The sequence below is a fragment of the Roseovarius litorisediminis genome, from assembly GCF_900172295.1.
Taxonomy (GTDB): domain Bacteria; phylum Pseudomonadota; class Alphaproteobacteria; order Rhodobacterales; family Rhodobacteraceae; genus Roseovarius; species Roseovarius litorisediminis.
In genome coordinates, this window is record NZ_FWFL01000012.1 from 1 (window position 1) to 25,515 (window position 25,515).

Annotated in this window: 26 protein-coding genes and 1 pseudogene; 5 read left to right on the top strand and 22 right to left on the bottom strand. The window is 57.0% G+C overall.

The window, feature by feature from the left end:
- A pseudogene (locus PEL8287_RS20370) lies at nt 1–142 on the top strand (FAD binding domain-containing protein); the annotation flags it as partial.
- 129 nt (nt 143–271) lie between these two features.
- Complete coding sequence (gene pqqA / locus PEL8287_RS17770; protein ID WP_085893787.1) at nt 272–379, top strand: pyrroloquinoline quinone precursor peptide PqqA; 108 nt, start codon at nt 272–274, stop codon at nt 377–379.
- A 135-nt stretch (nt 380–514) separates the two neighbouring features.
- Here pqqA and PEL8287_RS17775 read toward each other — a convergent pair whose 3' ends face one another.
- From PEL8287_RS17775 to PEL8287_RS17790, 4 genes are all read right to left on the bottom strand, one after another.
- On the bottom strand, nt 515–2,557 hold the full coding sequence (locus PEL8287_RS17775; protein WP_085893788.1) for an ASKHA domain-containing protein: 2,043 nt from the start codon (nt 2,555–2,557) through the stop codon (nt 515–517).
- A gap of 231 nt (nt 2,558–2,788) precedes the next feature.
- Nucleotides 2,789–3,490, bottom strand: a complete 702-nt coding sequence (locus tag PEL8287_RS17780; RefSeq protein WP_085893789.1) for a hypothetical protein — start codon at nt 3,488–3,490, stop codon at nt 2,789–2,791.
- A 52-nt stretch (nt 3,491–3,542) separates the two neighbouring features.
- Nucleotides 3,543–4,691, bottom strand: a complete 1,149-nt coding sequence (locus PEL8287_RS17785; RefSeq protein ID WP_085893790.1) for a CaiB/BaiF CoA transferase family protein — start codon at nt 4,689–4,691, stop codon at nt 3,543–3,545.
- A gap of 151 nt (nt 4,692–4,842) precedes the next feature.
- Nucleotides 4,843–5,145, bottom strand: coding sequence for a GFA family protein (locus tag PEL8287_RS17790; RefSeq protein ID WP_442475962.1), 303 nt, complete (start codon nt 5,143–5,145; stop codon nt 4,843–4,845).
- Between the two features lie 136 nt (nt 5,146–5,281).
- Between PEL8287_RS17790 and PEL8287_RS17795 the strand changes: the two genes are divergently transcribed.
- A complete protein-coding gene (locus PEL8287_RS17795; protein WP_085893791.1) occupies nt 5,282–5,734 on the top strand; it encodes a MarR family winged helix-turn-helix transcriptional regulator in 453 nt (150 codons plus the stop codon).
- Nucleotides 5,731–6,357, top strand: coding sequence for a cysteine hydrolase family protein (locus PEL8287_RS17800; RefSeq protein WP_085893792.1), 627 nt, complete (start codon nt 5,731–5,733; stop codon nt 6,355–6,357). The genes PEL8287_RS17795 and PEL8287_RS17800 overlap by 4 nt, the downstream gene beginning before the upstream one ends.
- Before the next feature lie 69 nt (nt 6,358–6,426).
- Here the strand turns inward: PEL8287_RS17800 and PEL8287_RS17805 are convergent, their stop codons facing one another.
- The 13 genes from PEL8287_RS17805 to PEL8287_RS17865 form a co-directional block, all read right to left on the bottom strand.
- Nucleotides 6,427–7,371, bottom strand: coding sequence for a homocysteine S-methyltransferase family protein (locus tag PEL8287_RS17805; protein WP_085893855.1), 945 nt, complete (start codon nt 7,369–7,371; stop codon nt 6,427–6,429).
- Nucleotides 7,372–7,517: 146 nt separating this feature from the next.
- Nucleotides 7,518–8,864 carry a 3-phosphoshikimate 1-carboxyvinyltransferase gene (gene aroA, locus PEL8287_RS17810; RefSeq protein ID WP_085893793.1) on the bottom strand — a complete coding sequence of 449 codons (1,347 nt, stop codon included), beginning with the start codon at nt 8,862–8,864 and terminating at the stop codon, nt 7,518–7,520.
- Nucleotides 8,865–9,001: 137 nt separating this feature from the next.
- Nucleotides 9,002–9,349, bottom strand: coding sequence for a RidA family protein (locus tag PEL8287_RS17815; protein ID WP_085893794.1), 348 nt, complete (start codon nt 9,347–9,349; stop codon nt 9,002–9,004).
- 22 nt (nt 9,350–9,371) lie between these two features.
- On the bottom strand, nt 9,372–10,469 hold the full coding sequence (locus PEL8287_RS17820; protein ID WP_085893795.1) for an NAD(P)/FAD-dependent oxidoreductase: 1,098 nt from the start codon (nt 10,467–10,469) through the stop codon (nt 9,372–9,374).
- An 83-nt stretch (nt 10,470–10,552) separates the two neighbouring features.
- The gene (locus tag PEL8287_RS17825) at nt 10,553–10,912 is read right to left on the bottom strand and encodes a cupin domain-containing protein (RefSeq protein ID WP_085893796.1); all 360 of its coding nucleotides are present in this window, start codon (nt 10,910–10,912) and stop codon (nt 10,553–10,555) included.
- A gap of 20 nt (nt 10,913–10,932) precedes the next feature.
- Nucleotides 10,933–11,973: a YeiH family protein gene (locus PEL8287_RS17830; protein ID WP_085893797.1), complete on the bottom strand. Its 1,041-nt coding sequence runs from the start codon at nt 11,971–11,973 to the stop codon at nt 10,933–10,935.
- 116 nt (nt 11,974–12,089) lie between these two features.
- On the bottom strand, nt 12,090–13,871 hold the full coding sequence (gene xsc, locus PEL8287_RS17835) for a sulfoacetaldehyde acetyltransferase (protein WP_085893798.1): 1,782 nt from the start codon (nt 13,869–13,871) through the stop codon (nt 12,090–12,092).
- A 25-nt stretch (nt 13,872–13,896) separates the two neighbouring features.
- On the bottom strand, nt 13,897–15,297 hold the full coding sequence (locus tag PEL8287_RS17840; RefSeq protein WP_085893799.1) for an NAD(P)/FAD-dependent oxidoreductase: 1,401 nt from the start codon (nt 15,295–15,297) through the stop codon (nt 13,897–13,899).
- A 27-nt stretch (nt 15,298–15,324) separates the two neighbouring features.
- Nucleotides 15,325–15,711, bottom strand: a complete 387-nt coding sequence (locus tag PEL8287_RS17845; protein ID WP_085893800.1) for a nuclear transport factor 2 family protein — start codon at nt 15,709–15,711, stop codon at nt 15,325–15,327.
- A gap of 25 nt (nt 15,712–15,736) precedes the next feature.
- Complete coding sequence (locus PEL8287_RS17850) at nt 15,737–16,240, bottom strand: universal stress protein (protein ID WP_085893801.1); 504 nt, start codon at nt 16,238–16,240, stop codon at nt 15,737–15,739.
- A 24-nt stretch (nt 16,241–16,264) separates the two neighbouring features.
- Entirely contained in the window at nt 16,265–17,605 is a 1,341-nt protein-coding gene (locus PEL8287_RS17855) for a TRAP transporter large permease (RefSeq protein ID WP_085893802.1), read from the bottom strand.
- A complete protein-coding gene (locus PEL8287_RS17860) occupies nt 17,605–18,153 on the bottom strand; it encodes a TRAP transporter small permease (RefSeq protein WP_085893803.1) in 549 nt (182 codons plus the stop codon). Before PEL8287_RS17860 ends, PEL8287_RS17855 begins: the two co-directional genes overlap by 1 nt.
- 62 nt (nt 18,154–18,215) lie before the next feature.
- Nucleotides 18,216–19,232, bottom strand: coding sequence for a TRAP transporter substrate-binding protein (locus tag PEL8287_RS17865; protein ID WP_085893804.1), 1,017 nt, complete (start codon nt 19,230–19,232; stop codon nt 18,216–18,218).
- A 157-nt stretch (nt 19,233–19,389) separates the two neighbouring features.
- Between PEL8287_RS17865 and pdxR the strand changes: the two genes are divergently transcribed.
- A complete protein-coding gene (pdxR, locus tag PEL8287_RS17870) occupies nt 19,390–20,862 on the top strand; it encodes a MocR-like pyridoxine biosynthesis transcription factor PdxR (RefSeq protein WP_085893805.1) in 1,473 nt (490 codons plus the stop codon).
- Nucleotides 20,863–21,332: 470 nt separating this feature from the next.
- Here pdxR and PEL8287_RS17875 read toward each other — a convergent pair whose 3' ends face one another.
- From PEL8287_RS17875 to proC, 5 genes are all read right to left on the bottom strand, one after another.
- Complete coding sequence (locus PEL8287_RS17875; protein ID WP_085893806.1) at nt 21,333–21,791, bottom strand: hypothetical protein; 459 nt, start codon at nt 21,789–21,791, stop codon at nt 21,333–21,335.
- A gap of 333 nt (nt 21,792–22,124) precedes the next feature.
- The gene (locus tag PEL8287_RS17880) at nt 22,125–23,246 is read right to left on the bottom strand and encodes a beta-ketoacyl-ACP synthase III (protein WP_085893807.1); all 1,122 of its coding nucleotides are present in this window, start codon (nt 23,244–23,246) and stop codon (nt 22,125–22,127) included.
- Nucleotides 23,247–23,379: 133 nt separating this feature from the next.
- A complete protein-coding gene (locus tag PEL8287_RS17885; protein WP_085893808.1) occupies nt 23,380–24,333 on the bottom strand; it encodes a 2-hydroxyacid dehydrogenase in 954 nt (317 codons plus the stop codon).
- Complete coding sequence (locus tag PEL8287_RS17890; RefSeq protein ID WP_085893809.1) at nt 24,330–24,668, bottom strand: tRNA-binding protein; 339 nt, start codon at nt 24,666–24,668, stop codon at nt 24,330–24,332. The genes PEL8287_RS17885 and PEL8287_RS17890 overlap by 4 nt, the downstream gene beginning before the upstream one ends.
- A complete protein-coding gene (gene proC / locus PEL8287_RS17895) occupies nt 24,661–25,476 on the bottom strand; it encodes a pyrroline-5-carboxylate reductase (protein WP_085893810.1) in 816 nt (271 codons plus the stop codon). Before proC ends, PEL8287_RS17890 begins: the two co-directional genes overlap by 8 nt.
- Between the last annotated feature and the right edge of the window lie 39 nt (nt 25,477–25,515).

The following is a 25,515-nucleotide window of genomic DNA, read 5'->3' on the forward strand; positions in this document are numbered from 1 at the left end:
CCTGTCGGCCAACTTCCACCCCGACGCCCTGGACGGCCTCGCGCCCGACGCATCAACCATGATCTCGGACCTCCACGGCTCAGGAACCTACCGCGCACATCTCGTCACCGTCATGACAAAAAGAGCCCTCAATAACGCGTGAGAAACATACCGCGCCCCGAGAAACGATCGGGGCGGGAACCACCCGAAGGCCTACGACCAAAGGATCATTTGCCAGAATCGGGTCTGTGACTAAGCTGACGGCAAGATAATCTGCCATGGGAGGTAAAATATGGCCTGGACTGCACCGACACTGAAAGAAGTTAACTGCGGCATGGAAATCAATATGTACTCTCCAGCCGAGGGTGAAGGCCGCGAATACGAGCCTGATCTGTACTGAAAGACAACCGCCGCCCTTGACGGGCTGCGATAAAGCATACCACGCCCGGCGCACGGAGATTCCGCTGCCCGGTTTTTTTGTGTCAAAAAGGCAAGAGAACTGCAGAGGCCCCGCTGCCCTTTTGGCAGGTTTGCTTTAGCCGCGACGCCGGCGTCGGCGCCCCCCATCCGTATTGTCGCCGCCGCCGGTGTTGAAATTCACATCCGGCAAGGTGACAACGGTGGCCAGAATCGGAAACGGCTCGACCGCGTTGGGGATGTTGGAGGCGTTGACAAAATGTTCCTGAAAGCGCGGCTCGATCGCGGTTTCGATCTTGTGAATGCGCTGCACCGTCTGTTCGATCTCGGCCCGCGCGTCGGTGTTCAACAGGGCGATCCGCGCGCCGGTGCCCGCGGCATTGCCCGCGCTGGTAACCTTGTCCAGCGGCGCGTCGGGGATCATGCCCAGAACCATAGCATGTTTGGGGCTGATATGCGCACCGAATGCCCCGGCCAGCACCACGCGATCCACCTTGTCGACACCGAACTTATCCATAAGCAGCCTTGCGCCTGAATAAAGTGCTGCCTTGGCCATCTGGATCTCGCGGATATCGCGGTTGGTCACGGTAATGGTTGGCCCAGCCTCGGCGCTGCCATCCCAGACCATGTAGGAATAGGTGCGGCCGTCGAGAAAACAGCGATCCGTACCGGTCTGGTCGGGCGATCCGATCAGGCCGGGGCCATCCACAATCCCTTGCATGCGCATCTCGGCGACCATCTCGATGATGCCGGACCCGCAGATACCGGTGATACCCGAGCCCGCAATTGCCTCGGCAAATCCGTCATCATCCGACCACAAATCGCTGCCAATGACCTTGAACCGCGGTGCTTTGGTGACAGGGTCAATCTCGACCCGTTCGATGGCTCCCGGTGCCGCGCGCTGGCCCGAGCTGATCTGTGCCCCCTCAAAAGCGGGGCCAGTGGGGGATGAGCAAGCCAGTACCTTTTCCTTGTTGCCCAACAGAATCTCGGCATTGGTGCCCACGTCAACCACCAGCACCAGATCTTCGGATTTATCCGGCGCCTCTGACAGGGCAACCGCGGCGGCATCCGCGCCCACGTGGCCCGCGATGCAAGGCAGGATATAGACCCGGGCAGAGGGATGAATTTTCAGATCCAGCTCGGCAGCCGTTAGATTCAGCGACGAAGACGTCGCCAGCGCAAAGGGGGCCTGCCCCAACTCAAACGGATCGACGCCCAGAAACAGGTGATGCATGACCGGGTTGCAGACAAAGACTGCGTCCACGATCAGCCCCTTGTCGATCCCGGCCTCGCCTGCAATCTGATCAAACAGGGTGTTCATGCCCTCGCGCACGGCGCGGGTCATTTCGGCGGCGCCATCCTTGTTCATCATCGAATAACTGACCCGGCTCATCAGGTCTTCGCCAAAGCGGATCTGCGGATTCATGATGCCGGAAGACGCAACAACCTCGCCACTGTCCAGATCGCACAGATGGGCCGCGATGGTGGTAGAGCCCAGATCAACTGCGAGCCCGTAGATTTTGCCTTCGTAGTAGCCCGGCCAGATATGCATGACCTTGGCCGGTTGGGTGGCGTTGCCATGATGCACTGCCACTGTCACCTTCCACTGGCCCTTGCGCAGGGCAGGCTGCATCGTGTGCAATATATTCAGATCGGCCTTGACACCCTCAAGCCCCCACTGATCCTTCAGCGCAAACGCAAGCCTTTCCAGATCACCCGATGGTTCGTGCATGTCGGGCTCCTGCACCTCGACATAATACATCCGTATCGACGGATTCATGATGATTTCGCGCGCCTCGGCTCGTTTGCGCACCACCTGCTTGTGCACCTGGCTTTCTTCAGGCACGTCGATGACCACATCGCCCATGATCTGTGCCTGACATCCCAGACGACGGCCCTTTTTCAAACCACGCTTGTCGTCATAGCGTTGTTCAACCGAATTCCACTCGGACAGGGCATCGTCTGCAACGGTCACGCCATGCTTGGAAAATTCGCCGTAGCTGGGCGTGATCTGGCATTTCGAGCAAATACCCCGCCCACCACAGACCGAATCCAGATCGACCCCCAGCTGCCGCGCGGCGGTCAGAACCGGCGTACCGGCTGGAAACCGGCCCCGTTTTCCTGAAGGTGTAAACACCACAAGAGGATCATTGGACATGCGTGCACCTTGTTCCTAAAATGCCTGTTTCAGGGCGAACATAGGGCGTAATCAGACAGGAAACATCCCGCAACCGGCAGAAAAATGCACCTTGGCGGCATGTTTGCCGACTTGCGCCTAAAGCGTTTCGACTTATTGTTGGTTCAGCACAAAAAGTCGAAATTCCCTGGCCCTATCAATGCTGTGGCTGTTTCAAGTTCAAGCTGCGGATCAACTTGATTTCGAAACGCTTTAATACCAGGGAATCTTCCAGCCAAAGAGCCACACTACCAACGGGACCGGGGCTGTGGCCAGCGCGATGGTCAACAGCGCCTGCGGCACCCGAAAAACCCCCGACATGCCCGATATGAGGGCAATACCCCCACCGCCGCCAATCAATGCGTTACCGGGAATATTGATTAGGATGGCCAAGTTCAGGTAGCGGTATTTCACAACCCATTTGCCCCATCTTCTCGGTACGCGCGAGATCAGGAAGTTCACCCTTTCATCCAACGGCAACTGTTCAAACCGTTCCAGCAATTGACAGGCCCCCGTCATGTGCAGGTCAAGAAACACCCGGTGCAGCCAGCGAAAGGGCACTTTGCACCCAACCATGTAAGCCAGCGACAGGCCCAGAGTGGTTGCCAGCCAGACCGCAGGCGCCACATCTGCCCCGTTGATCATCAATAGGGACAATCCGATCTCGACTCCCGGCACAAACGGAATGGCAATCAGCAGCGCATAGATCAGCAGCACCGCAAACGTCAGCCAGGGCACTGCCCAGTCAAACTGGCTGGCCGCAAGCCACGCTTCAGCCCAGCGCATCAACTGCTGCACTGCCACAGCAAACAGGACGATCGCCAAAAGCCGCGCAAGCGTTCGAAAAACCGCAACCCGCAAGGGCGGCGGCCTGGGAGCGGGCGCAGATTCGGGGGGAAACGCGGATTTGGCCATGTATCAGCCTAGACCGTTGCGCCTACCGGCTCCAAGTGTATTCAACACCATATCACAAGTTATTCACCCATTGCGAGATTTCGTGCCTGTCGCCATCCAGCGTTGGCGCCGGACGTCGCGTGGTTGGATCCGCCATGCCAGACAGCTTGATCGGATTGCCTGCGGCCACGTATTTAGGCATTCCATCCGCCCCCAGAACATCCACCACCATGTTGCGCGCAAGGATTTGTGGATCGCGCAGAACTTCGGTCAGGTTCTGAATCGGGCCGGTGGGTACGCCTGCGGCTTCCAGCACCGTGATCCAGTGTGATTTGGGGTGCTCCAATGTCAACGCCTCGATCAGACGCTTCAGCAGGCGGGCATTTTCGCAGCGCGCCGGGTTGGTGGCAAATCGTGGATCCTGCGCCAAAGGCAAGCCCAGCACGTCGCACAGCCTTGCAAACAGCACATCATTTCCAGCCGCAATCACGAACAGGCCATCCGAGGCATTGAATGTTTCGAACGGCGTAATCGACGGGTGTCGTGCCCCCGTGGGCGCAGGCGGTATACCTGTCACGGTGGTAATTGCGATGGCGTGCACCAGAATGGCCAGCTGACTGTCCAGCATGGCCACATCCACCTTGCGGCCCAGCCCGGTCTTTTGTCGGTCTACCAGTGCCGCCAACACGCCCTGCACCAGATACATGCCCGCCACGATATCGCCGATGCTGGCACCCACGCGCACCGGGTCACGATCCTTTTCGCCGGTGATCGACATCACCCCGCCGCGCGCCTGAACAACCATGTCATAGGCGGGCCGGTGTGCGTCGGGCCCGGTATGACCAAAACCGCTGGCCGCGCCATAGATCAGGCTAGGGTATTTCCGGTGCAAGTCTTCCCAGCCATAGCCAAGCTTTTCCATCGTGCCGGGGCGGTAATTTTCCAGAACCATGTCCGCTCGCGCCAGAAGCTGTTCAAATATTGCGCGGTCCTCTTCGGCCTTCAGGTCCAATGCGATTGACTGCTTGCCATGATTCAATGCCGCGAAATAGGCGCTTTGCCCATCCTTGAACGGCGGAAAGGCGCGCGTGTCATCCCCCAATCCCGGGCGCTCCACCTTGATCACCTTGGCCCCAAGATCGACCAAGGTCATCGAGGCAAAGGGCCCCGCCAGAACATGCGTCATGTCCAGCACAAACAAATCCTGCAACGGGGCTGTCATGGGTCTCTCCTTGTCTAGTCATTTTACAGCCTAAAGGACTGACTGCCGAAGTCTCTGACCAAGATCAAGACGCCGGTCCAGTTAGCGGAATTTCAGCGTGGACTGGTCCACCCGATCCCCATCCGGCAACTTATAGTAGTCGCCTTTTGTGTCAGCATGAATGTGCCTCTCCATCAACAACCCTGTCGGCCCGTCCAGCGTACCCGCCATTACTGAAATATGATCGTTTCCGTCTTCCTGCCAGAATAGCGAAATGCCGCAAGTTCTGCAGAACCCGCGCTGCGCGCCGGGGCTTGAACGGTACCATTTCAGGCCGGTCTTTTCCAACAGATTGCGTTGCGGCAACGTAATGACCAGATGTCTTGCGGCACTGGCTGCAATGACAACCCACAACCTGCCGCAACGGTCCGGCGACCTCATACCGAACGGCACCACACTGGCAACTTCCCCGCATGTATTTCCCTTTCTCTTTTCTGCCAGGGTATAGGCAGCCCTTTTCCGCGCGTCCTCGGCTGCGACCATCCTGGTTTGGATTTCGTCAGCATGACGTTATTTGACAATCAACATGTCAATATGACAACCTATCTGTCATGAGTAAAACCCATACCCTTTATGATTTCATCTGGATGACCCGACCGCTTGTCACCCAGCTTGAAGAGGCTGTGGCGCGCGGTCTGGCAGGCACAGGCCTGAGCGTCCGGATGCGTGCGGTGCTTGAAATCCTTGCCCGCGATGGCTCGCAACCTGTTCCGGCGCTAGCCCAGACCCTGCAGATCAAGCGGCAATATGTGCAGGTGATGGTGAATGAGGTGATAGCAGACGGGCTAGCCGAAAAGCGCCCCAACCCGCGCCACAGCACCTCGCCGCTGATCGTGTTGACCAAGGCAGGCGGCGACCTGATACAGGATGTCATGACACAGGAAATGGCGGCGGTCGAGCGAATCGCTGACCGGCTGAGCGCCAGTGACGTTGATACCGCGCTCAGCGTGGCACAACACGTTCTATCCGGGCTCCGGCAGATAAACGATGGCCGGGAAAAATGACCCCTGCTGCGCTGATTCTTCTAATCTTCGGCGCCCTGACCCTTTGGGTGACGTTCACCATCCGCTACATCCGGCGCCCCACCCAGGGCCCGGCGATCGCGCCGCGCCCGGGCAGCGCCCTGTTACTGGTGGACTTGCAGGGCGTGTTCTGGAACGACGCACACTATGATGCGCAAACCCGCGCGCGGGTTGAAGCCGCAGTTCTGCGCGAGGTCGCGCTGGCACGCCAGAAAGACCAACCGGTGATCGTGCTGCGCCATGAATGGTCAACCCTGAGCACCCGGCTGCTGGCGCGCCTTACGATGAATGGTGAAGCGATACGCGGCACCGCTGGGACCGGTTTGGCCCCGCCCTTTTCCGAAGTTGCCGACCAGTTGGTGATCAAACGCGTGCAAGACGGTTTCGAAACCGGCGAGCTGGATGTGGTACTGCGGGTGCTGCGCATCGGAACGTTGAAAATCGCCGGATTGGACGGTGAACACTGCGTGGCCAAAACCGCACAGGCCGCACTGAACCGCGGCTATGACGTGGCCCTCATCCGCGACGGAATTGCCAGCATACACCCTGACCGGTTTGCCGCAGCAACCGAGGCCCTGAGCGGACAGGGGGCACGTCTGATCTGAGTTGGCGAGGTTTTACCAAAGGGCAAACAAAAATTTTCGCGCCGAGGACGAAGAAGCGCCGCTCACGCCTTAAGCGGCCGCACCCTCGCGGGATTTGCGAACATTGATAGCAATCTCTTTCAAATGCCGTTCATCCGTTCCGCAGCAGCCGCCGAAAATATCCATATGCGGTAGTCGTCGTGCCACATCCGCCATTTGCTGCCCCAGTTCTACGGGATCCCCGTCTTCAAGGTGGCCCAGCTTGCATAAGGCGATTTTCTCCATCGCGGATGCGTTCGGGCGGATGCAACGAAGCCTCTTCATCCAGTCTCCCCCGTCCAGCGCCGGTTCAAACTCCAGCGGGTGGGAACAATTGCAGGCATAAAAATCTGGCCCTGAATCGGTTTTATCATCAATATGAGAAACTGCTTCAGCAAGCGTTGGGCCGGATTTCAGTTTGCAGCTGCTATCAAGGGTCAGCCCCATCGCAAAGGGTAACCCGGCAGACTTTGCAGCACGCGTAACACCGACACTTTCAGGCAGGTTGTTGAATGTCATGGCCCAGGCCATATCAACGCCGGCCTCTTTTAACGTAGATAATTGGACAGAATGGTACTCTTCTGCCTCATCTTCGGTGATTGCCTTGTTAAGTGAATAGGCATCACCGCGCGGCCCTATGGTACCCGAGATATGGATCGTCTCGATGTCGTGTTCGAATTCCTTCGCGATATCGCGCAGAAAATCAATTGAACGATGCTGCATAGCCGCCAGTTCTGCAGGCGAATATCCCAATAATGCCCCCCAATCCGGACTGGCCCGATAATCCAGACCGTTCATGATGGCGCAGCAACCGGTTTCCGCAGCCACCAACAGGGACCGCCGCCAAATGCCTTTCATGGCCGCGACGGCGTCAGGATCATCCAGAAGCGGAAACATCGCAAAATGCGGTAGCTCAAAACCATCTTTGTACATGATTTCAGTCTCAATACCGCCTTCAGTCAGGTAAATGCGGCCAACTCTTTGAGGTGGGAACATATCCAGCAATTTAAGATCCTCCTGAGCTTTTTGTTCTATGTCTCTTGATCGCGCACGCAATTGTAGGCCCGGCCCGCAAACGCGAGCAAGGATCCCAGATTTCAGCCAAAACGTGTTGTTTCAGAATCGGGCTATTCAGCCTTTAATCATCCCTGCCGGATATCGGCCCCCAGGGACGACATCAGCGGTTCGAATATCGGGAAGGATGTCGCAATAGGGCTGCCATCATCTACGCTGACAGGCGCCTGGGTGGCCATGCCCATCACCATGAATGACATGGCGATCCGGTGGTCCAGGTGGCTGGCACAGACCTGTCCGCCGGGCACATTCCCATGGCCGCGGCCATGTACGATCCACCAGTCGGGGCCATCTTCGACTTCGACTCCGCCAGCGCGCAGGCCGGATGCCATTGCCTCGATCCGGTCGCTTTCCTTGACGCGCAACTCCTTTACGCCGCGCATCACGGTCTGGCCCTTTGCAAAGGACGCCACCACGGACAGCACCGGATACTCGTCAATCATGCTGGCAGCACGCTCGGGCGGGACTTCGATACCTTTGAGATCAGGCGAGAACCGGGCACGCAGATCGGCCACCGGTTCACCGCCTTCTTCGCGCTCGTTTTCATAGTTCAGGTCCGCCCCCATCTCGCGCAGCGTGGTAAAAAGGCCAGCGCGTGTCGGGTTCAGCCCGATATTGGGCACCAGCACATCCGAGCCGGGCGTGATGATGGCCGCACAAACCGGAAAGGCCGCCGACGACGGATCACGCGGAACAGCGATGGTTTGCGGCCTGAGTTCGGGTTGGCCGGTCAGGGTGATCACCCGGCCTTCATTCGTCTGTTCGGAAGATATTTCGGCACCAAAACCGGCCAGCATCCGCTCGGTATGGTCGCGCGTCGCCTCGTGTTCGATCACCACGGTCTTGCCCGGCGCATTCAGTCCGGCCAGCAAGACCGCTGATTTCACCTGCGCCGAGGGCACCGGCACCACATAGTGCACCGGCACCGGATCAGCGGCGCCAACAATCGTCATTGGAAGCCGCCCGCCCGAGCGCCCCACCGCCTGCGCACCAAACAGCGCCAGCGGGTCGGTCACCCGTGCCATGGGCCGCTTGTTCAGGCTGGCGTCCCCGGTAAACGTGGCTGTGATCGGACATGTTGCCATCGCCCCCATGATCAGCCTCACTCCTGTGCCCGAGTTTCCGCAATCAATCACGTTTTCAGGTTCGGCAAAGCCGCCGACACCAACGCCGTAAACGCGCCATTCGCCGTTTCCATGATCAGTCACCTCAGCCCCAAACGCCCGCATGGCCTTGGCGGTATCCAGTACGTCTTCACCTTCCAGAAGGCCGGAAATACGCGTCTCGCCTACCGCCATCGCCCCCAGTATCAGCGACCGGTGCGAGATCGACTTGTCGCCGGGGACTTCGGCGGTGCCGGACAAAGGCCCGGACTTGTGGGACGTCATCGGTGTGGGAGTGCCGTGGCCGGACATGGGCGCGCCTTTCTTCAATCGGTGTTACCCGCCTGATAGCGCAATCAAAAGGGCGCGTCCATTGGCCTTGGACGCGCCCCGCGCAGCCCTGATTTCAGGACCATCCTGGCGTTGGTTCAACAAGTTGGGTGCGCTTATTAGCCCGCAGCTGTCACGATGAATTCGACCAGATGTGCCGGTGTGGCCAGCTTGGCCTCGCCTGTGGCGCGGGCCGGGGCATGACCCGGGGCAACCCATCCGTCCCAAACAGCATTCATCTCGGCGAAATCCGACATGTCCGCCAACCAGATGATGGTTTGCAGGATACGCGTTTTATCTGACCCTGCCTCGGCCAGCAGTGCATCAACCTTTTCCAGACAGGTTTTGGTCTGATCGGCCACGCTGTCGCCGGGGTTGCCGACCTGACCGGCCAGATAGACAGTGCCGTTGTGGGTGACGATCTGGCTCATGCGGTCGCCAACGTGGTGGCGGGTGATATCTGACATCTTGGAAATCCTTTGGTTGAGGTTAGTAAAATCGTTCAGGTGACAGGGCCGCAATGGTCCCTGCGTCAAGTTCAGGTTGTTGGCTTGCAACCAGCGCCGCCATCAGGCGCGCCAGTGCCGGGGCTGTTTGTACGCCATAACCCCCCTGCCCTGCCAGCCAGAAAAATCCTTTTGCATCAGGATCAAAGCCAACCACCGGAGTGCGGTCCGGCGCAAAGGTGCGCAAACCCGCCCAACTGTGTTCGACCCGCCTGACCGAAACGGTGACCGCCTGTTCAAACCGGTACAGGCCTTCGGCCAGAACCATATCATCGGGCCAGGCATCGTGCGGGGCGACCGGATCTTCATCGGCAGGGGACACCATCAGTTTACCGGCCTCGGGCTTGGCGTACCAGGTTTCGGCAATTGAGCCGAACACCGGCCAGTTTTCCGAAGCATATCCTTCAGGTGCCGGAATCAACGCCGCCGAGCGGCGTAAAGGTGTCAGACCCACCGAGGCTACACCCGCCAGTTTTGCGATCTCATCTGCCCAGGCCCCCGATGCGTTAACGACAACCGGTGCACTGAAGTCGCCCAGCGCGGTGCGTATCTGCCAGACGCCGCCTTGACGGTGCAGGTCGGTCACTCCTGCGCCAGTGAGCGCCTGCCCGCCACGCGATTTCAGCAGTCGTACATAGCCCTGCAGCATCCGGTCCACATCGATATTCTGCGCCGCGGGCTCCAGCATCGCCGCTGCAATCCGGTCACCACGCAGGATCGGCACAAACTCCACCGCTTCGGCTGCAGTCAGCCGCTCAAGTCCTGAAGAGCCTTGCGCAAAGGCGTCCAGTTTCGGCAATTCGTCCTTGTCTGCCACAAACATCACCCCGCGCGGTGACAAAAGCGATGTTTCGCTGATTCCGGTGGGGGTCATGAAAACCGGCTCGGCCGCTGCATTTATCGCGCGCAGCGTGGCATTGCCGTAGTTGCGAATGAAAACCGCAGCCGAACGGCCGGTTGAATGATAACCAAGCTGCTTTTCACCTTCCAACACCACAACTTTGGCATGCGCCGCCAGTTCCGCCGCAGCCGAAATACCGGCAATGCCGCCCCCAATTACAATGACATCTGCTAGGGTCATGCGCCCGACTCTCCTTGGAATTCAGGTCAGGTTCACACCCGGCAGGTCACCGTGGCAACAGAATATTTGAATATGGGCGGATGTTAACCTGCCGTGTAATCTCTGATCACAAAATGCTTGGTTGTCGTTTCAAGAACATGCCAAAAGCCGCGAAACCCGTTGGGGATCAGAAAACTGTCACCTTTGCGGAATTCCTGTTCCGTGCCTTCTTCCGAGATCAGCTTGACGTGGCCCGTCAGCAGCACGCAAAACTCATCGCGGTCTGCAAAGGCGATCCATTTGCCGGGTGTGCTGGTCCATGTCCCCGCCAGCAAAGTCCCGTCCGTGCTGGTAAATCGCATTTGTGTTTCATGGTGCGGATCCCCTTCAACAACCCGGTCCGGCAGGTCTGCAAGGCGGCGTTTGGCGATGGGGCCCTCGTCTTTGAAATCAATCACGCGCATGGTGGTATATCCTTTCCGGTTTAGCTGGCGAAATGAGTGATGCCATAAAGAATGAACCCAGCGATAAAGATGGTCTGAGCGACGATCAGAACAATCGCCTGCCCGCCCACATCAAAGATCGTCTTAAGCGATGTTTTCATTCCCACGGCGGCGATGGAAACCAACAAAGCCCACTTTGACACATCCGCAAGGAAAGACTGAGCGAACTCTGGAATAAACCCAAAGGAGTTGATTGCGGCCAGCACCAGAAACATCACTACGAAAAAGGGCATCAATGGCGGGCGTTTGCCATCCTTTCTTGCGTCATCTTCGGCAAATGCACGGATCAACAAGGCAAAGGTCAATACAACGGGCGCCAACATAGTAACCCGGATCAGTTTGACCAAGGTAGCTGTCTCTCCGGTCTCATTGCTTACGGAAAAGCCCGCGCCAACCACTTGTGCAACGTCGTGAATCGTGCCGCCAAGGAATACACCTGCCGCAATGTCATCAAGCTCAAGTGCGGCGGTGATGATGGGGTAGGCAATCATGGCTATTGTCGACAATACCGTCACGCTGAGGACGGTAAAAATCAGGTTTCGCTCGGAATGCTCATTCTTGGGCAGAACGGCCGCGATTGCCATGGCGGCGGAAGCACCACAGATGGCAACCGCGCCGCCCGTCAGCAGCGCAAATCGCCAACCACGCCCCAGAAGTCTGGCCCCAAGAAGGCCAAAAAGGATGGTCAGGATGACACCGGCCACGACAAGCCCGATCAGTTGCGGACCCAGACCGATCAGCAACTCGACACTGATGCGCGCGCCCAGCAGGGCAACGCCAATGCGCAGTACCGTCTTTGAAGTGAGCGCGATACCCGGCACACAGCGCCCTTCTTCAGCAAGAAAATGGAAGGCGATGCCCAATAGCAGGGCCATCAGCATCGCGGGCGCACCGTAATGATCGGACAGGAATTGGGCCGCTGCTGCGACAACAACCGAAACTGCAAACCCGGGCCCATTTTCGGAAAGGAACGTCGGAATGCGACCAAAGAAGTCACTGGGAGAGGTCAATGGTATGGCCATCGGACAAAAGCTCCTTGGCCGCGCGCATGGTATGCGTCGCGGCACTGATAAATGGTGGAAGTTGGATCGGACGTGTAAAGAGGACGCGGTTTACGCGTCCCCTTTGTTTTTTGCAATTAGCCGATCTGTTGCTGCTGCATGTCAGCGGCGCTGATACCGGCGACAGAGACCGGCTTTTTCATCGCGTCGCGACGGAAAGGCTCGCCCAGTTCCTGGTTCAGGATGACCTCGATGAAGGTGGTTACACCGTCTTTCATCTGCTCTTTGACAGCGGTGTTCAGTACCTCTGTCAGCTGTGCCATCGACGTCACCTGCACCCCTTTAAGGCCACAGCCTTTGGCAATCTCGGCATAGTTGACGCCTTCGTTCAGCTCTGTCCCGACAAAGTTGTCTTCGAACCACAGCGTGGTGTTACGCTTTTCAGCGCCCCACTGGTAGTTGCGGAAGATGATCATCGTGATCGCTGGCCAGTCGCCACGACCGCATGCCGTCATCTCGTTCATCGAGATACCAAAGGCGCCGTCCCCGGCAAAGCCGACAACGGGTACATCCGGGCAGCCAATTTTAGCCCCCAGGATCGCGGGCAAGCCATAACCACATGGGCCAAACAGGCCGGGTGCCAGGTACTTGCGCCCTTTGTCAAAGGACGGGTACGCGTTGCCGATGGCGCAGTTGTTGCCGATGTCAGAAGATACGATCGCATCCTTGGGCATCGCCGACATGATCGCGCGCCAGGCTTGACGGGGCGACATATGGTCGGGCTGACGATTGCGTGCCCGCTCGTTCCATGTGACGCCTTCGTCCGCGTCATCTTCATGGTCCATTGACGACAGTTCCTGAGCCCAGCGGGATTTGGTCAAACCGATCAGATCAACCCGCTCCTTGCGGCCCTTGTCACCCGCGCCATCTCTGAGTTGCGCCAACAACTGCTCGGCCACAACCTTGGCGTCGCCCTGAATTGCAACGTCGACCTTCTTGGTCAGGCCGATACGGTCAGAATTGATGTCCACTTGGATGATTTTCGCATCCGTTGGCCAATAGTTGATACCGTATCCGGGAAGCGTGCTGAACGGGTTCAAACGGTTGCCAAGGGCCAGAACAACGTCGGCTTGCCGGATCAGTTCCATCGCTGCCTTCGAACCATTGTAGCCCAACGGGCCAACAGCCAGCGGGTGCGAACCGGGGAACGCATCGTTGTGCTGATAGCCACAGGCCACAGGAGCATCCAGTGCTTCTGCCAGTTTGGCAGAGGCGTCGATACCACCAGACAGGATTACGCCCGCGCCGTTCAGGATTACGGGGAACTCTGCCTCGGACAGCAGTTTTGCCGCTTCCTTGACCGCTTTCGTGCCGCCTTGCGGGCGCTCAAGACGGATGATCTGCGGCAGTTCGATGTCGATGACCTGTGTCCAGTAATCGCGCGGGATGTTGATCTGTGCAGGGGCACAGCCGCGCCATGCTTTTTCAATCACACGGTTCAGCACTTCGGCCATGCGGGACGGATCGCGCACTTCTTCCTGATAGCAAACCATGTCTTCGAACAGTTTCATCTGTTCGATTTCCTGGAAACCACCCTGACCGATGGTCTTGTTCGCGGCCTGCGGTGTCACCAGCAGCATCGGTGTGTGGTTCCAGTAGGCGGTTTTGATGGGCGTCACAAAGTTGGTGATGCCGGGGCCGTTCTGCGCAATTGCCATCGACATCTTGCCGGAGGCGCGCGTATAGCCGTCCGCGATCATGCCGCCGGATGTTTCATGCGCACAATCCCAGAACTTGATGCCTGCAGCAGGGAAGAGATCAGAGATCGGCATCATCGCGGAACCGATGATCCCAAAGGCGTTGTCGATGCCGTGCATTTGCAGGACCTTAACAAAGGCCTCTTCAGTGGTCATTTTCATTTTGGTTATCCAATTATCAGGGGTGTCAGAGAATTTCGTCGCGAAGATGGTAGTAGGGGTACATCATCCGTTGGCCCAACCGCCGGAAAGGCGTCAGGATGCCGTGGCTTGGCAGAGCCGAGGTGAAGATCGGCAGATCGAGCTCTTTTCCTTCGCCGGCGACCAATTGTGCTAAACGCTTGCCGGCCTGGGCAGAATACATCACGCCGTTGCCGCCATAGCCCAAGGCATAAAAGATCGTCTGCTTCTTATCTGGCTGGAAAATACGCGGCATCATGTCATGGCTGACATCCACCCATCCCCACCAGGAATAATCAAGGTCGATGTCCGTCAGGGCCGGGAACTTGCGGTATAGTCCGTTTTGCAAAAGCGCCAGGTGCTTGGGGTTCTCGGCGTCCAGACCCGTGATTGCGCTGCGGCTTCCGATTTGAACGCGGTCGTCAGGCAAAAAGCGGTAATAGTGGCGCAGGGTACGCGTGTCGGTCAGCGGCGATTTTGTCTGAAACCCGCACTCGGCCTTTTCGTCTTCCGTCAGCGGGCGGGTGACGATCGAGTTTGACAGGATCGGCATTAGCCGATGCTTTGTCTTTTCGTTCAATCCCGGTGGTGTGTATCCCGCTGTCGCCAAGGCCACGGCACGTGCGCGAACGGTGCCGCCGGGCGTCGTCAGGTGATGCACGCCGTTCTTGATCTTCCAGCCCATAACGGGACTGGCCGTATGGATCGTCGCCCCCAGTTTGCGGGCAAGACGCACATAGCTGAACGCCAGTTTGGCGGCATGGATCGAGGTGCCGTCCGGTTCCCACATCGCACCATGCGCTTCTTGATCGCGCACGTGATGTTCGTGCAGTTCTTCGCGCCCGATGATCCGCGAGCCATAGCCGAACACCTCGTTCATCAAGGCGCTCTCTTTTTCAAGCTTCGGCATCACCTTGGCACGGTGGGCTATGTAGAAGTGGCCACCGGTTTGCGGATCGCACTCGATATCCTCGGATCCGATCAGATCGTTGAACAACTCAAAGGCTTCGGTCACTTCGCCGTGCATCTTCTTGGCGACATCGACGCCCCAGCGTTGAATCCACTGGGATCTTTTGAGACGCCCGGACGAGATCTGCGCCTGGCCGCCGTTGCGTGTGGAACAGCCCCACGCGACGGTATTGGCCTCTAGAACCGTCGCTTTGATGCCGTGTTCCTTGGCCAGATGGATCGCTGTAGACAGTCCAGTGTAGCCTGATCCGATCACGACGACATCCACATCCATGTCACCGGACACGGGCCCATCATCTTCGGGCGGTGTCCCGGCGGTGCCTATCCAATAGGTTGGCGCATAGTCCCGGTTATGGCCGGGGCCTGCATCTATGATGGGATCATAGCGCGGATCATAGCTGGCCTTGGGCCAGTGGCGGGGTCTCTTTGAATCAGGCATCGAAATGCTCCGGTAACCAGTTGGGTGTTATGCTTTGAAGGGAGGGCGGGACTTGCGCAGCGCCTGTTTGACGATAATTTTGCCATCTCTCAGCGTGAACAGGTCGGCCCCCTGCGCCTCGACGCGCATTCCGTCTGCGCCGGTGCCGGAAAAGGTCCATTCCGATACGGCGCGATCCCCGTGCACAAAGTGGCTGTGGTGATCCCAGTGGGCGTCCTTCATACCGGCCCAGACTGCTGAAAATGCTTTGGCGATTGCAGCAGCACCTTCAACTTTGCCGCCATATACTTCGTCTCCACCGACGGTGTAGAAAACGCAATCATCAGCAAAATGGGTCATGACGCCGTCAACGTCGTGGCGGTTGAACGCATCGAATGTATCGGACAGGTCTTGCGCAGTAAGGGTCTTGGACATTGTAGTCTCCGAAGTTTTGTAAGGGTTAGGAATGAGCATCGTCGTCCCGGTAAGGAACGACCAGTGTTGGAATAGATGAACGGCGCAGCACACGTTTTGCGACGGTGCCAAGGAAAGTCTGGGAATAGCCGTGCTCATGCGCGCCAATGACGATCAGATCGCACTTAAGCTCAGCCGAACGGCGCAGGATCACTTCGGCAGGATAGCCATCGATTAGTTCGATGGATTCGACCTGCTTTTGTACTTCCTGGTCTTCGTCATGTACGTGCGCCCAAAATGCCTTTTGCCGCTCGGCCATCACCGCTTTGGCGTGGTCATGTCTGGCCTTCATCGCTGTTTCGCCTGCACCGGTGGTCTGCATAAACATCTGCAAGGTGATCTTGGCATCGTCACTCATTGGCTGCACGGCATGCACCATGTGCAACTTGGCCCCGGTTGCGGCGGCCAGGCTGGCAGCATGGCACATCGTGTAGGCCGAATGTTTGGACAGATCCGTGGCGCACAGAATATGTGTGATAGTCGATTTCATGGGAAACTCCTTTCCGACCTGCGATCAATATCCAAGGAGCCTGGGCAGCCAGAGCGATATCTCGGGCACAAAGGCAATGATGAAAATCGCGATCGTATTGATGAAGGCGAATGGCAGGGCTGCAACAGATATGTTTTCAATCGAGATGTTCGAGATTCCCGATGCGATGAACAGGTTTTCACCCAGTGGTGGGGTTTGAAAGCCAATCCCTAGGCAACATATCATGACCACGCCAAAGTGGATCGGGTCGATGCCAACGCTGTAGGCAACCGGCAACATGACCGGTACCAGGATCAGGATGGTTGCGAGCGTTTCCATGAACATACCAACGAAGAGAAGGAAGAAGATCACCAGCGCCCAGATGATGTAGATGTTGTCGGTGACCGACAGCATGCCGTTTGCAATGACGGCCGGAATCTGATTCTCAACCAAAAGACGTCCAAACACGGTTGCGGTGAACATGATCAGCAAAACCCGGCCCGTGAGCCATGTTGTGGTCTCAAGCGCTGTGAACAGTTTCTGCCAGTTCAGTTCGCGGTAAATGAACGTACCGACGATCAGGGTGTAGAAGATCGCGACAATAGCGGCTTCTGTCGGCGTGAAGAAACCGGAATAGATTCCACCCAGAATGACCACAGGAGCCATAAGCGCCCAGAAGCCCCGGTACATTTCGCACCAGATTTGGCGCGCAGACCAGCCTTCGGCGGATCCTGTATAACCACGCTTCTTGGCGATGATATAGTTCATAAGCAGCAGGCTGCCCGCGATCAGGAAAGCAGGCATAAAACCCGCAATAAACAGTTTTGGGATCGAAACGGTTTGAAACTGGCCAAATTTTTCCACAGCTTCCGGCGGGGCCGGCATGCCCAGGGCTGCAATGCCAAAGATGATCAATGGGATCGACGGAGGAATAACGATGCCCAAACCACCCGACGAAGCCGTGATCGCAGCTGCATAGGGGCGGCCGTAACCGCGTTCGATCATGGCAGGGATCATCAACATGCCGACAGCGGCCGTGGTTGCCGGACCAGAGCCCGAGATGGCACCAAAGAACAAGCACGCAAAGACTGTCGCTGCGGACATTCCGCCTGTAAATGGTCCCGCGAAACTCTCAGCCACATTAATTAGCCGTCGTGACAGCCCTGCGGCCTCCATCAACGCACCGGCAAGAATGAAAGCAGGGAGTGCCATAAGCGGGAAAGATCCCACCGACGTGAACGCGATTTGGACAAACTTGATCGGGTTTTCGTCAAGGTAGAGAAACGAGATCAGCGTAGAGACACCAAGGGCAACCGTAATAGGAGCCCCGATGACCAGCAAAAGAAAAAAACCGCCAAAAAGGATGAGGATGATTTGGGATTCCATTATTTAGTCTCCTGCTCAATATCTACAGTTTCAGCACGAATTTCTTCCAGATCGACGGCATCAGGGTCACGAAGGTTTTCACCCAGTACGATCTTCTTGTAATTCACTTGCAGGACCCGGAACGTCATCAAGGAAAAGGCGATGGGCAGAACGATGTAGACCCAGCTGAGGTGAAACCCCATCGTCTGGGACGATTGAAATCTGTTCATCTTGTTGAAGATGAAATCGATCGACAGATAAACGAAATAGACGTTGAAAAAGACCCAGAACAAGTCGGCAAAGGCCTCGATGTATTTGATGGCACCGGGGGGCAGGAATTTGAATTGAAAGGTCACCCGGTTATGCGCGCCCATCTTGGCCGCATAACTCGCCCCAAAGAACACAAACCAGACGAACATATAGATCGACAGCTCTTCGATCCATGAGAACGAGAAATCGAACAAGGTACGAACGATCACCTGCAAGAACAGCAGGCATACAAATATCGCAAGTAAGGTGCGACAGATGTAGCTTTCTATATTGTCGATTACGTGCCAGAATTTCGTCATGAGCCCCTCCCTTTCAGTCAAGGGAAGCGCCAATAGACGCCTCCCTTTTTCTTGATTGCGAATTATTCAGAGACCGGGTCGCGTCCGATTTCTGCAAGGACAGCGTTCAATTTTTCGATGCCGCCGATGCTGTCGTAAAATTTGGGCCACACAGCTTCGGTTGCCAGCTTGATGAACTCTTCCTCGTTGTTCTCGGGGTCAGAGATCTCCATGCCTTCGTCGATCAGGATTTGCTTGATCTCGGCTTCTTTCTCACGCAGGAATTTTGCCGAGGCTGCTGTCGCCGCCTTGCCTGCTTCCAGAACGATTGCCTGATCTTCGGCTGACAGTTCCTGGAAGACCTGTTCAGAAATGATCAGCGGCTCGATCGAGAAAATATAGCGGATGTTCGTGACGTACTTTTGTACCTCATAGAATTTCATGGCGTTGATGGTGGTGTAAGGATTGTCCTGACCATCAACAACCTTGGTCTGGAGACCTGCAAAGGTTTCGGACCATGCCATCGGCGTCGGGCTGATGCCCCAGGCCTTGTAGGTGTCGATCATGATTTCGTTCTTGGGAACGCGGATCACCAGACCCTGAAGGTCAGCCACGGATTTGACCGGCTTCTTGGAGTTCGTCAGAACCCGGAATCCTGTGTAAGTCCAGGCGATGATACGCACACCCGCGTCGTTGATCGTATTCTCGGTCAGCTCTGCGCCGATGGGGCCCTGTGTCAGCTTTTCCGCATCTTCAAGGCTCAGGATCACGTAGGGCAGTGAAAACACGCCGACAGTTGGTGAAAACGGCGTCACGTTGTTGATCGCGAGGAGCGACATGTCCAGCGTGCCGATCGCGGCTTCGTTTACAGTGTCCTGCTCGGAGCCGAGTTGCCCGTTCAGGAACATGGTCGCCGTGTGCTTGCCGCCGGACAGCTCTTCGAGCGCCGCAATGAAGCCCTTGCCCGTTGCTTCCTGGCTACTGCCACCGCTGTCGCCCACTGCAATCTTGAAGTTTTTCGCATCGGCCATGCCAACACTCATGATTGTTGCACTTAGCGCGATCGCTGTCGACGCCAGGATCCGTGAAAAATATGTCATAAAGTACTCCCATTGTTGCTTGCGCTTCTGAGCGCGGCTTGCAGGTAAGGATTGGCCCCACCCCCAAGCTGGATGTGCGATAGATGGAGTCTGCGACCCAGTGTTAGGGCCAGAATCTTTATTGACTTAGACCAGTTTTGCCTGAAACATTCGGGGAATGGCCAAAATTCGCATCGCAGCTGACGTTTTCTTTCTTGACCGCACCTCAAAACGGCCTTTGCAGACGCAAATAAGAGAGGCCGTCATCGCGTCGATCCTTTCGACTCAGGCCTTGCCCGGCTCTATCATGCCATCTTCGCGCAAACTTGCTGAGCATCTTGGTGTTGCGCGCATGACAGTGACCTTGGCCTATCAGGATTTGGTCGATCAGGGGTACCTGGAGACCAAGAGCCGTAGCGGATATCTCGTTGCTGACACTGATGCGATACCGCGACTAAAGATCGGGGATTTCAAGGAACCGATCACAAACAGCGACGTCTGGAAGGATTTGCTTTCGGAAAATCTCGCAGAGCGCCGACGCATTATAAAACCCAAAGATTGGCGGACGCTGCCGTATCCATTTGTTTTTGGAGAGATGGACAGCACTATTTTCAAGCACTCGGCTTGGCGTGAATGCGCGCGACAGGCCATGGGTAAACGCGATTTCGATCTTATGGCAAGTAACGAAGCCACCGATGACCCGGTACTCGTAAACTACATCTTGTCCAGGATGCTGCCTCGCCGTGGTATTACGGCAATCCCGAGCCAGCTTTTGATAACTGTCGGTGCACAACACGCGATCTGGCTGGCCATTGAACTTCTGACCCGCACGCCTTTGAAGGCGGTTTGTGAAAATCCTGGCTATCCTGACACCCTCCAAGCCCTGCGGTGGTGCGGTGCTGATGTGACAACGGTTGACGTCGATCAACATGGGTTGCCACCCGATGACATTCCGGTTGGGACCAAGGCCGTATTTGTGACGCCCAGTCACCATGCGCCAACAGGGACCACGATGTCGCGTTCGCGGCGTGCCCAACTACTTGAGCAAGCCCAGGCCCGCGATTTCGTGATTGTTGAAGACGACTACGAGTTCGAAATGAGCTTCATCGAACCGCCGAGCCCAGCCCTCAAAGCAAACGATAAAGACCAGCGTGTGCTGTATGCAGGCAGCTTTTCCAAAGCGCTGTTTCCGGGCCTCAGGCTGGGGTACCTTGTCGGACCCGAACCGGTCATCGCGGAAGCGCGGGAACTGCGCTCGATGATGCTGCGTCATCCGCCAGGTCACCTGCAACGCACAGCCGCATATTTTTTGGCGCAGGGGCACTATGATTTGCTCATTCGCGATATGCGCCGGAAATTTGCGCAACGTCGGAAAGCAATGATTGAGGCGCTCGGTAAGACCAATCTGGAGATCGCTGGCGCCGCCCAATTTGGAGGGTCCAGTCTTTGGATCAGGGCGCCCTCAGGGATTAACACGGAAAACCTGGCCAGAGAGCTGATAAACGACGGAGTCGTAATCGAGCCGGGCGCGCCATTTTTTAATGGCGATAACGCTCCCACGGAATTTTTCAGGCTGGGCTATTCTTCGATTCCGGTCGAACGGATCGAGGACGGTATTCGCCTGATCGCCGAACGCATCCAGAAGAGGTAGAAACTCAGGTATCGAACAGTGCACTTTTTCCTCAGGCAGCGATGCCAAGATTGCTGATCCTAGTGCGCGCGTGCAAATTGCGTATTGTTTCGTTGAGTTAACTTCTGGCCAGCAGTCGCGTGCCCTGCTTGAACAGGCCGGAAAAACTTCTGCTTCTGATCATTGCTGGATTTCTGTAAAAAGTCTTGCTGTGCGGGAGCGACCCATAAAGATCACATTTGCAAGGCGGAGCAAATGGATCGTGCGGATATGTGCCAGTGAAAATCTTGATGATTCAAATTCAGTGACCCAGCCGGGCGTACATGGCGAAACTATGTGTCGACCCACACCTGCCTGAAACTGGTGATGCACAGCCATCCCTGCAGATTTCAACGTCATAATAACGTTACGTCACCCAGAGTAATGCGGACAATCCAGCGCCGTCAGAGCGGCCCGCACCACGTCTTGCGCTTGTCCGATTCGCAGACGTTTCAGACGGATTCCTCTTCCAGGTGCAGCTTCATGTCGATCAGCACCTGCTGCAAATTTGTCGTCTCGCGCAGCAACCGCTTGGCCTCGTTCACGGTAATGACTCCATCCTCGATCGACTGCTGATACTCGGCCATAAGCATGGCAAACCGTTGGGAAAGCGCGATGACATCGCTGTTCACGCTGGCCTTTTCATTTGCGTTCCGGCGGCGTTCGTCAAACGACAGGCTGATGCCCTTCAACTCGGCCAAAGCGCTTGTTACATGGGGGTATGAGGCCGCCTCTTCCAGCGCTGCCACGGCATCTATTGGCATGAAGCGATCCGCATGCTCTGCGTGATCGGAATAATACCGCCCCAGCGTCGCCTTGGACTTGCCGGTCAAAACGCACGCTGGTTCGATACCCACGTCCTTGACCAGTGCCTCGGTGTGCTTTTTCAAATAACTACCCATCGTTGACATACATCCATCCCTGTAAAGGGCCCGCCGTGAAGCGGGGAAATCCCAAAGTCTTTTCCCATTAATCGCTTTATCCCGAAATGTCATTTGTAAAGCAATCCCGGTGTTTTCGGGGGGGTAACAAGTGTTCTGCGTCCCCAGCGCGGGACAAAGGGTGAGACCGGATACAACAAGAGTGTCCTTTACTGTTGTCAAGCAGTCGGAAGCGGTGCCATCGCATTCCATCCCCGGAAGTTCGCTTCCAACCGGTGGCGCCAGGCAAGCTGCAACGGTCTCACCCGTCCGTTTTCTTGTCATCGCAACAAAACAACGCCTTCGTTAAAGCGTTGGCGGGGCTCAGGCTCGTTCAACCAACACTGACCCAACTGAATATCCCGCACCGAACGAACAGATCAGACCGCTATCACCCAGCTGTAAATCATCCGAGTATTTGGAAAACGCGATGATTGAACCGGCAGAGGATGTGTTGGCATAATCCTGCAGAATATTGGGCTGCTCTCCCGGTTCTGGCGCCCGACCCAGAACCTTTTTACCGATAAAATCATTCATCGCCTTGTTGGCCTGATGCAGCCACAGGCGCTTGAGTTGATCTGGCTCGATACCTTCTTCGGCCAGATGACTGGCGATGTGTTTCGATACCAGCGGCAGCACCTCTTTGAATACCTTGCGGCCTTCCTGCATGAACTGCATATCACGCCTGTCCACCACCCCCGCCGGGCGGGTGCGGCGCAAATAGCCGTTGTTGTTTCGGATGTTATTGGAAAACTGCGTTGCGCAACGGGTGGACTGGATCAGAAAATGGGCGCCTTGCGCATCTTCGGCCCGCTCCAGTACGGCGGCCGTGCACACATCGCCAAAGATGAAATGACAATCGCGGTCACGCCACTCAAGATGGCCTGAACATATCTCGGGGTTCACCACCAATGCACAGCGAACGCTGCCCGACCGGATCATGTCGGCGGCCGCCTGCATCCCGAATGTGGCCGACGAACAGGCCACGTTCATATCAAAAGCAAAGCCGCCTGCGCCCAGCAGTTCCTGTATCTCAATGGCAATCGCCGGATAGGCGCGCTCGTGGTTTGACGCGGCACAAATCACCAGATCAACCTCGGCGGCGGTCCTGCCCGCCTTTGCAAGTGCCTTCTGGCAGGCTTCCAGCGCCATTTCTGCCATGATCCCCGGTTCGTCATCGCTGCGCTGGCGCAGATGCGGATGCATGACATCGGGGTCCAGCACTCCGGTCTTGTCCATCACATAACGCTGATGGATCCCCGACGCATTGACAATGAATTCAGACGATGACGGCTGTTTTGCCTCGATCTGACCTGCCGCAATCGCCGCCGCATTCCGGGAGTTGAACTTTTCGGCATAGGCATTGAAGGCGGCAACCAGTTCGTCATTGGTGATGACCTGATCGGGGGTGAAAACCCCGGTGCCTGTGATGGCGGGTTTATGCATGTTCTGCCTCCAATGCGTTCCAGCCAGATCAGCCCAACGCGGCCCCCGGGTCAAGACTGACGGCGCGGCACAAAATTCCGGGCCCGGGCGGAGCGACGGGCGGGTGGGTGGGGTCGCTCTGCCCGGGCCTTGCTCAGTTCACCTTGTTCGGCGGCGCCTTGCCTGCAAAAAAGGTCCGCAGATTCCGAACCGCCATCATCCCCATCGCTTCTCGCACTTCCAGCGCAGCCGTTCCCAGATGCGGCAGCAGGGTCACGTTGTCCAACGCTTTCAGTGCATCAGGCACTTTTGGTTCGTGTTCATACACATCCAGCCCGGCCCCGCCGATCTGACGGGCCTGCAATGCCCTGATCAACGCGGCCTCATCCACCACGTCGCCGCGGGCGATATTGATCAGATGCGCATGTGGCGCCATCAGACCCAGTGTTTCGGCATTCATCAGATGATGTGTTTCGGGTGTTGCCGGAACACTTAGAACAACAAAATCCGACCGCGCCAGAAGCTCTTCCATTCCTGCGCGCTCGGTTGAAAAGTTCAATTCCTTCTCGCTGCGGTTCATGTAGATGACCTGCATGTCAAACCCATAATGACAGCGCCGCGCGATGGCCTGCCCGATGCGCCCCATGCCGACGATTCCGACCGTCTTGCCAGTCATGTGCAGCCCCAGCATCTGGGTCGGGTTCCATCCGGCCCAGCGGCCTGCGCGCACCATCCTTTCGCCTTCGCCAGCGCGGCGGGCAGACATCAGCATCAGAGTCAGGGCAATATCTGCCGTGGCGTCGGTCACCGCCCCGGGCGTGTTCGTGACAATCACCCCTGCCGCCGCAGCCGCCGTGGTATCGATATGGTTATAACCCACACCAAAATTCGCCAAAATCTTACAACGGGAGTTTTCATTGCCCGCGAAAACCTCGGCCGAGAACTGGTCGCCCAGCGTTGGTAAAACCCCATCATATAGCGCCAGTGCGGCACGCATCTGGCCCACTTTCAATGGCGCAACTTCGTCGCGCACTTCCACTTCAAAGCTTTCGCGCGCAGCCTTGATCACGCGTTCCGGCAAAGGCCGGGTCAACAGCACTCGTTTCAATGCATTCGTTCTCCAACAGGGACGTCCTGATCGGGGCTTAACAGAACGATATCGCCCTGACCATCGGACAACCCCAACACGAGAACTTCGGACATAAACCTGCCGATCTGGCGTGGTGGAAAGTTGACAACGGCAATCACCTGACGACCCGTAAGGCTTTCGGGTGTGTAATGGGCGGTGATCTGCGCGCTGGTTTTTTTCTCGCCAATTTCAGGTCCGAAATCGATCCACAACTTGATCGCAGGTTTGCGTGCCTCGGGATAGGGTTCGGCACGCACAACCCGGCCGACACGGATATCCACCTTGAGAAAATCATCGAACGTGATCTCAGCCATTTGCCAACTCCCTTGAGCGATCCGAGGCAGCGGCTACCGTTTTGGCCATCAAAGGGGGCAATCCGGATTCTTCATTCATCAGCACCTCTAGCCCGGCTTGCGTTGTGCCATTGGGACTGGTCACATTCACCCGCAACTGTGCGGGGCTCTCTTCGGCAGCCTCAGCCAATGCGCCTGCGCCCGCAACGGTGGCCTGCGCCAATTGCATCGCCAATTCAGGTGGCAACCCCTGCGCCTCTCCTGCTTTGGCCAGACATTCGATCATGTGAAACACATAAGCCGGCCCTGATCCCGAAACCCCGGTGACGGCATCCATCTGGCCCTCGTTCTGCAACCGCACGACCTGCCCGACGGCGCATAGCAACGCCTCGGCCAGATCCATCTGTGCATCACTGGCGCAGGAGTTGCCGATGATAGCCGTGATACCGCGCCCTACAGCGGCAGGGGTATTGGGCATGGCACGGATGATCGGGCTTTCTGCCCCCAGCGCCGCTTCGTAAGCCGCAATGGGCGTGCCTGCTGCTACCGAAACGAACAATGTGTCGCCATTGCCCATCGCGGCAATCGCCGGCAAGGCCGCGCCCATCATTTGCGGTTTCACTGCGATCAGTACGATAGCAGGAGACTTGGGCAGATCCGCGTTGATATGAACGCCTGTTGATCGCAGCCAGTCAGAAGGGTTCGGATCAATAACCCAGACCGATGTGTTCGGCAAACCATCCTTCAGCCAGCCTTGCAGCATGGCCGACCCCATCTTGCCACAGCCCAGCAATACCAAGCCACTTTCGGCCACATGTCTCATGTCCATCAGAAATTTCCCCGTACCTGTCTTGGATTACGGGGGACA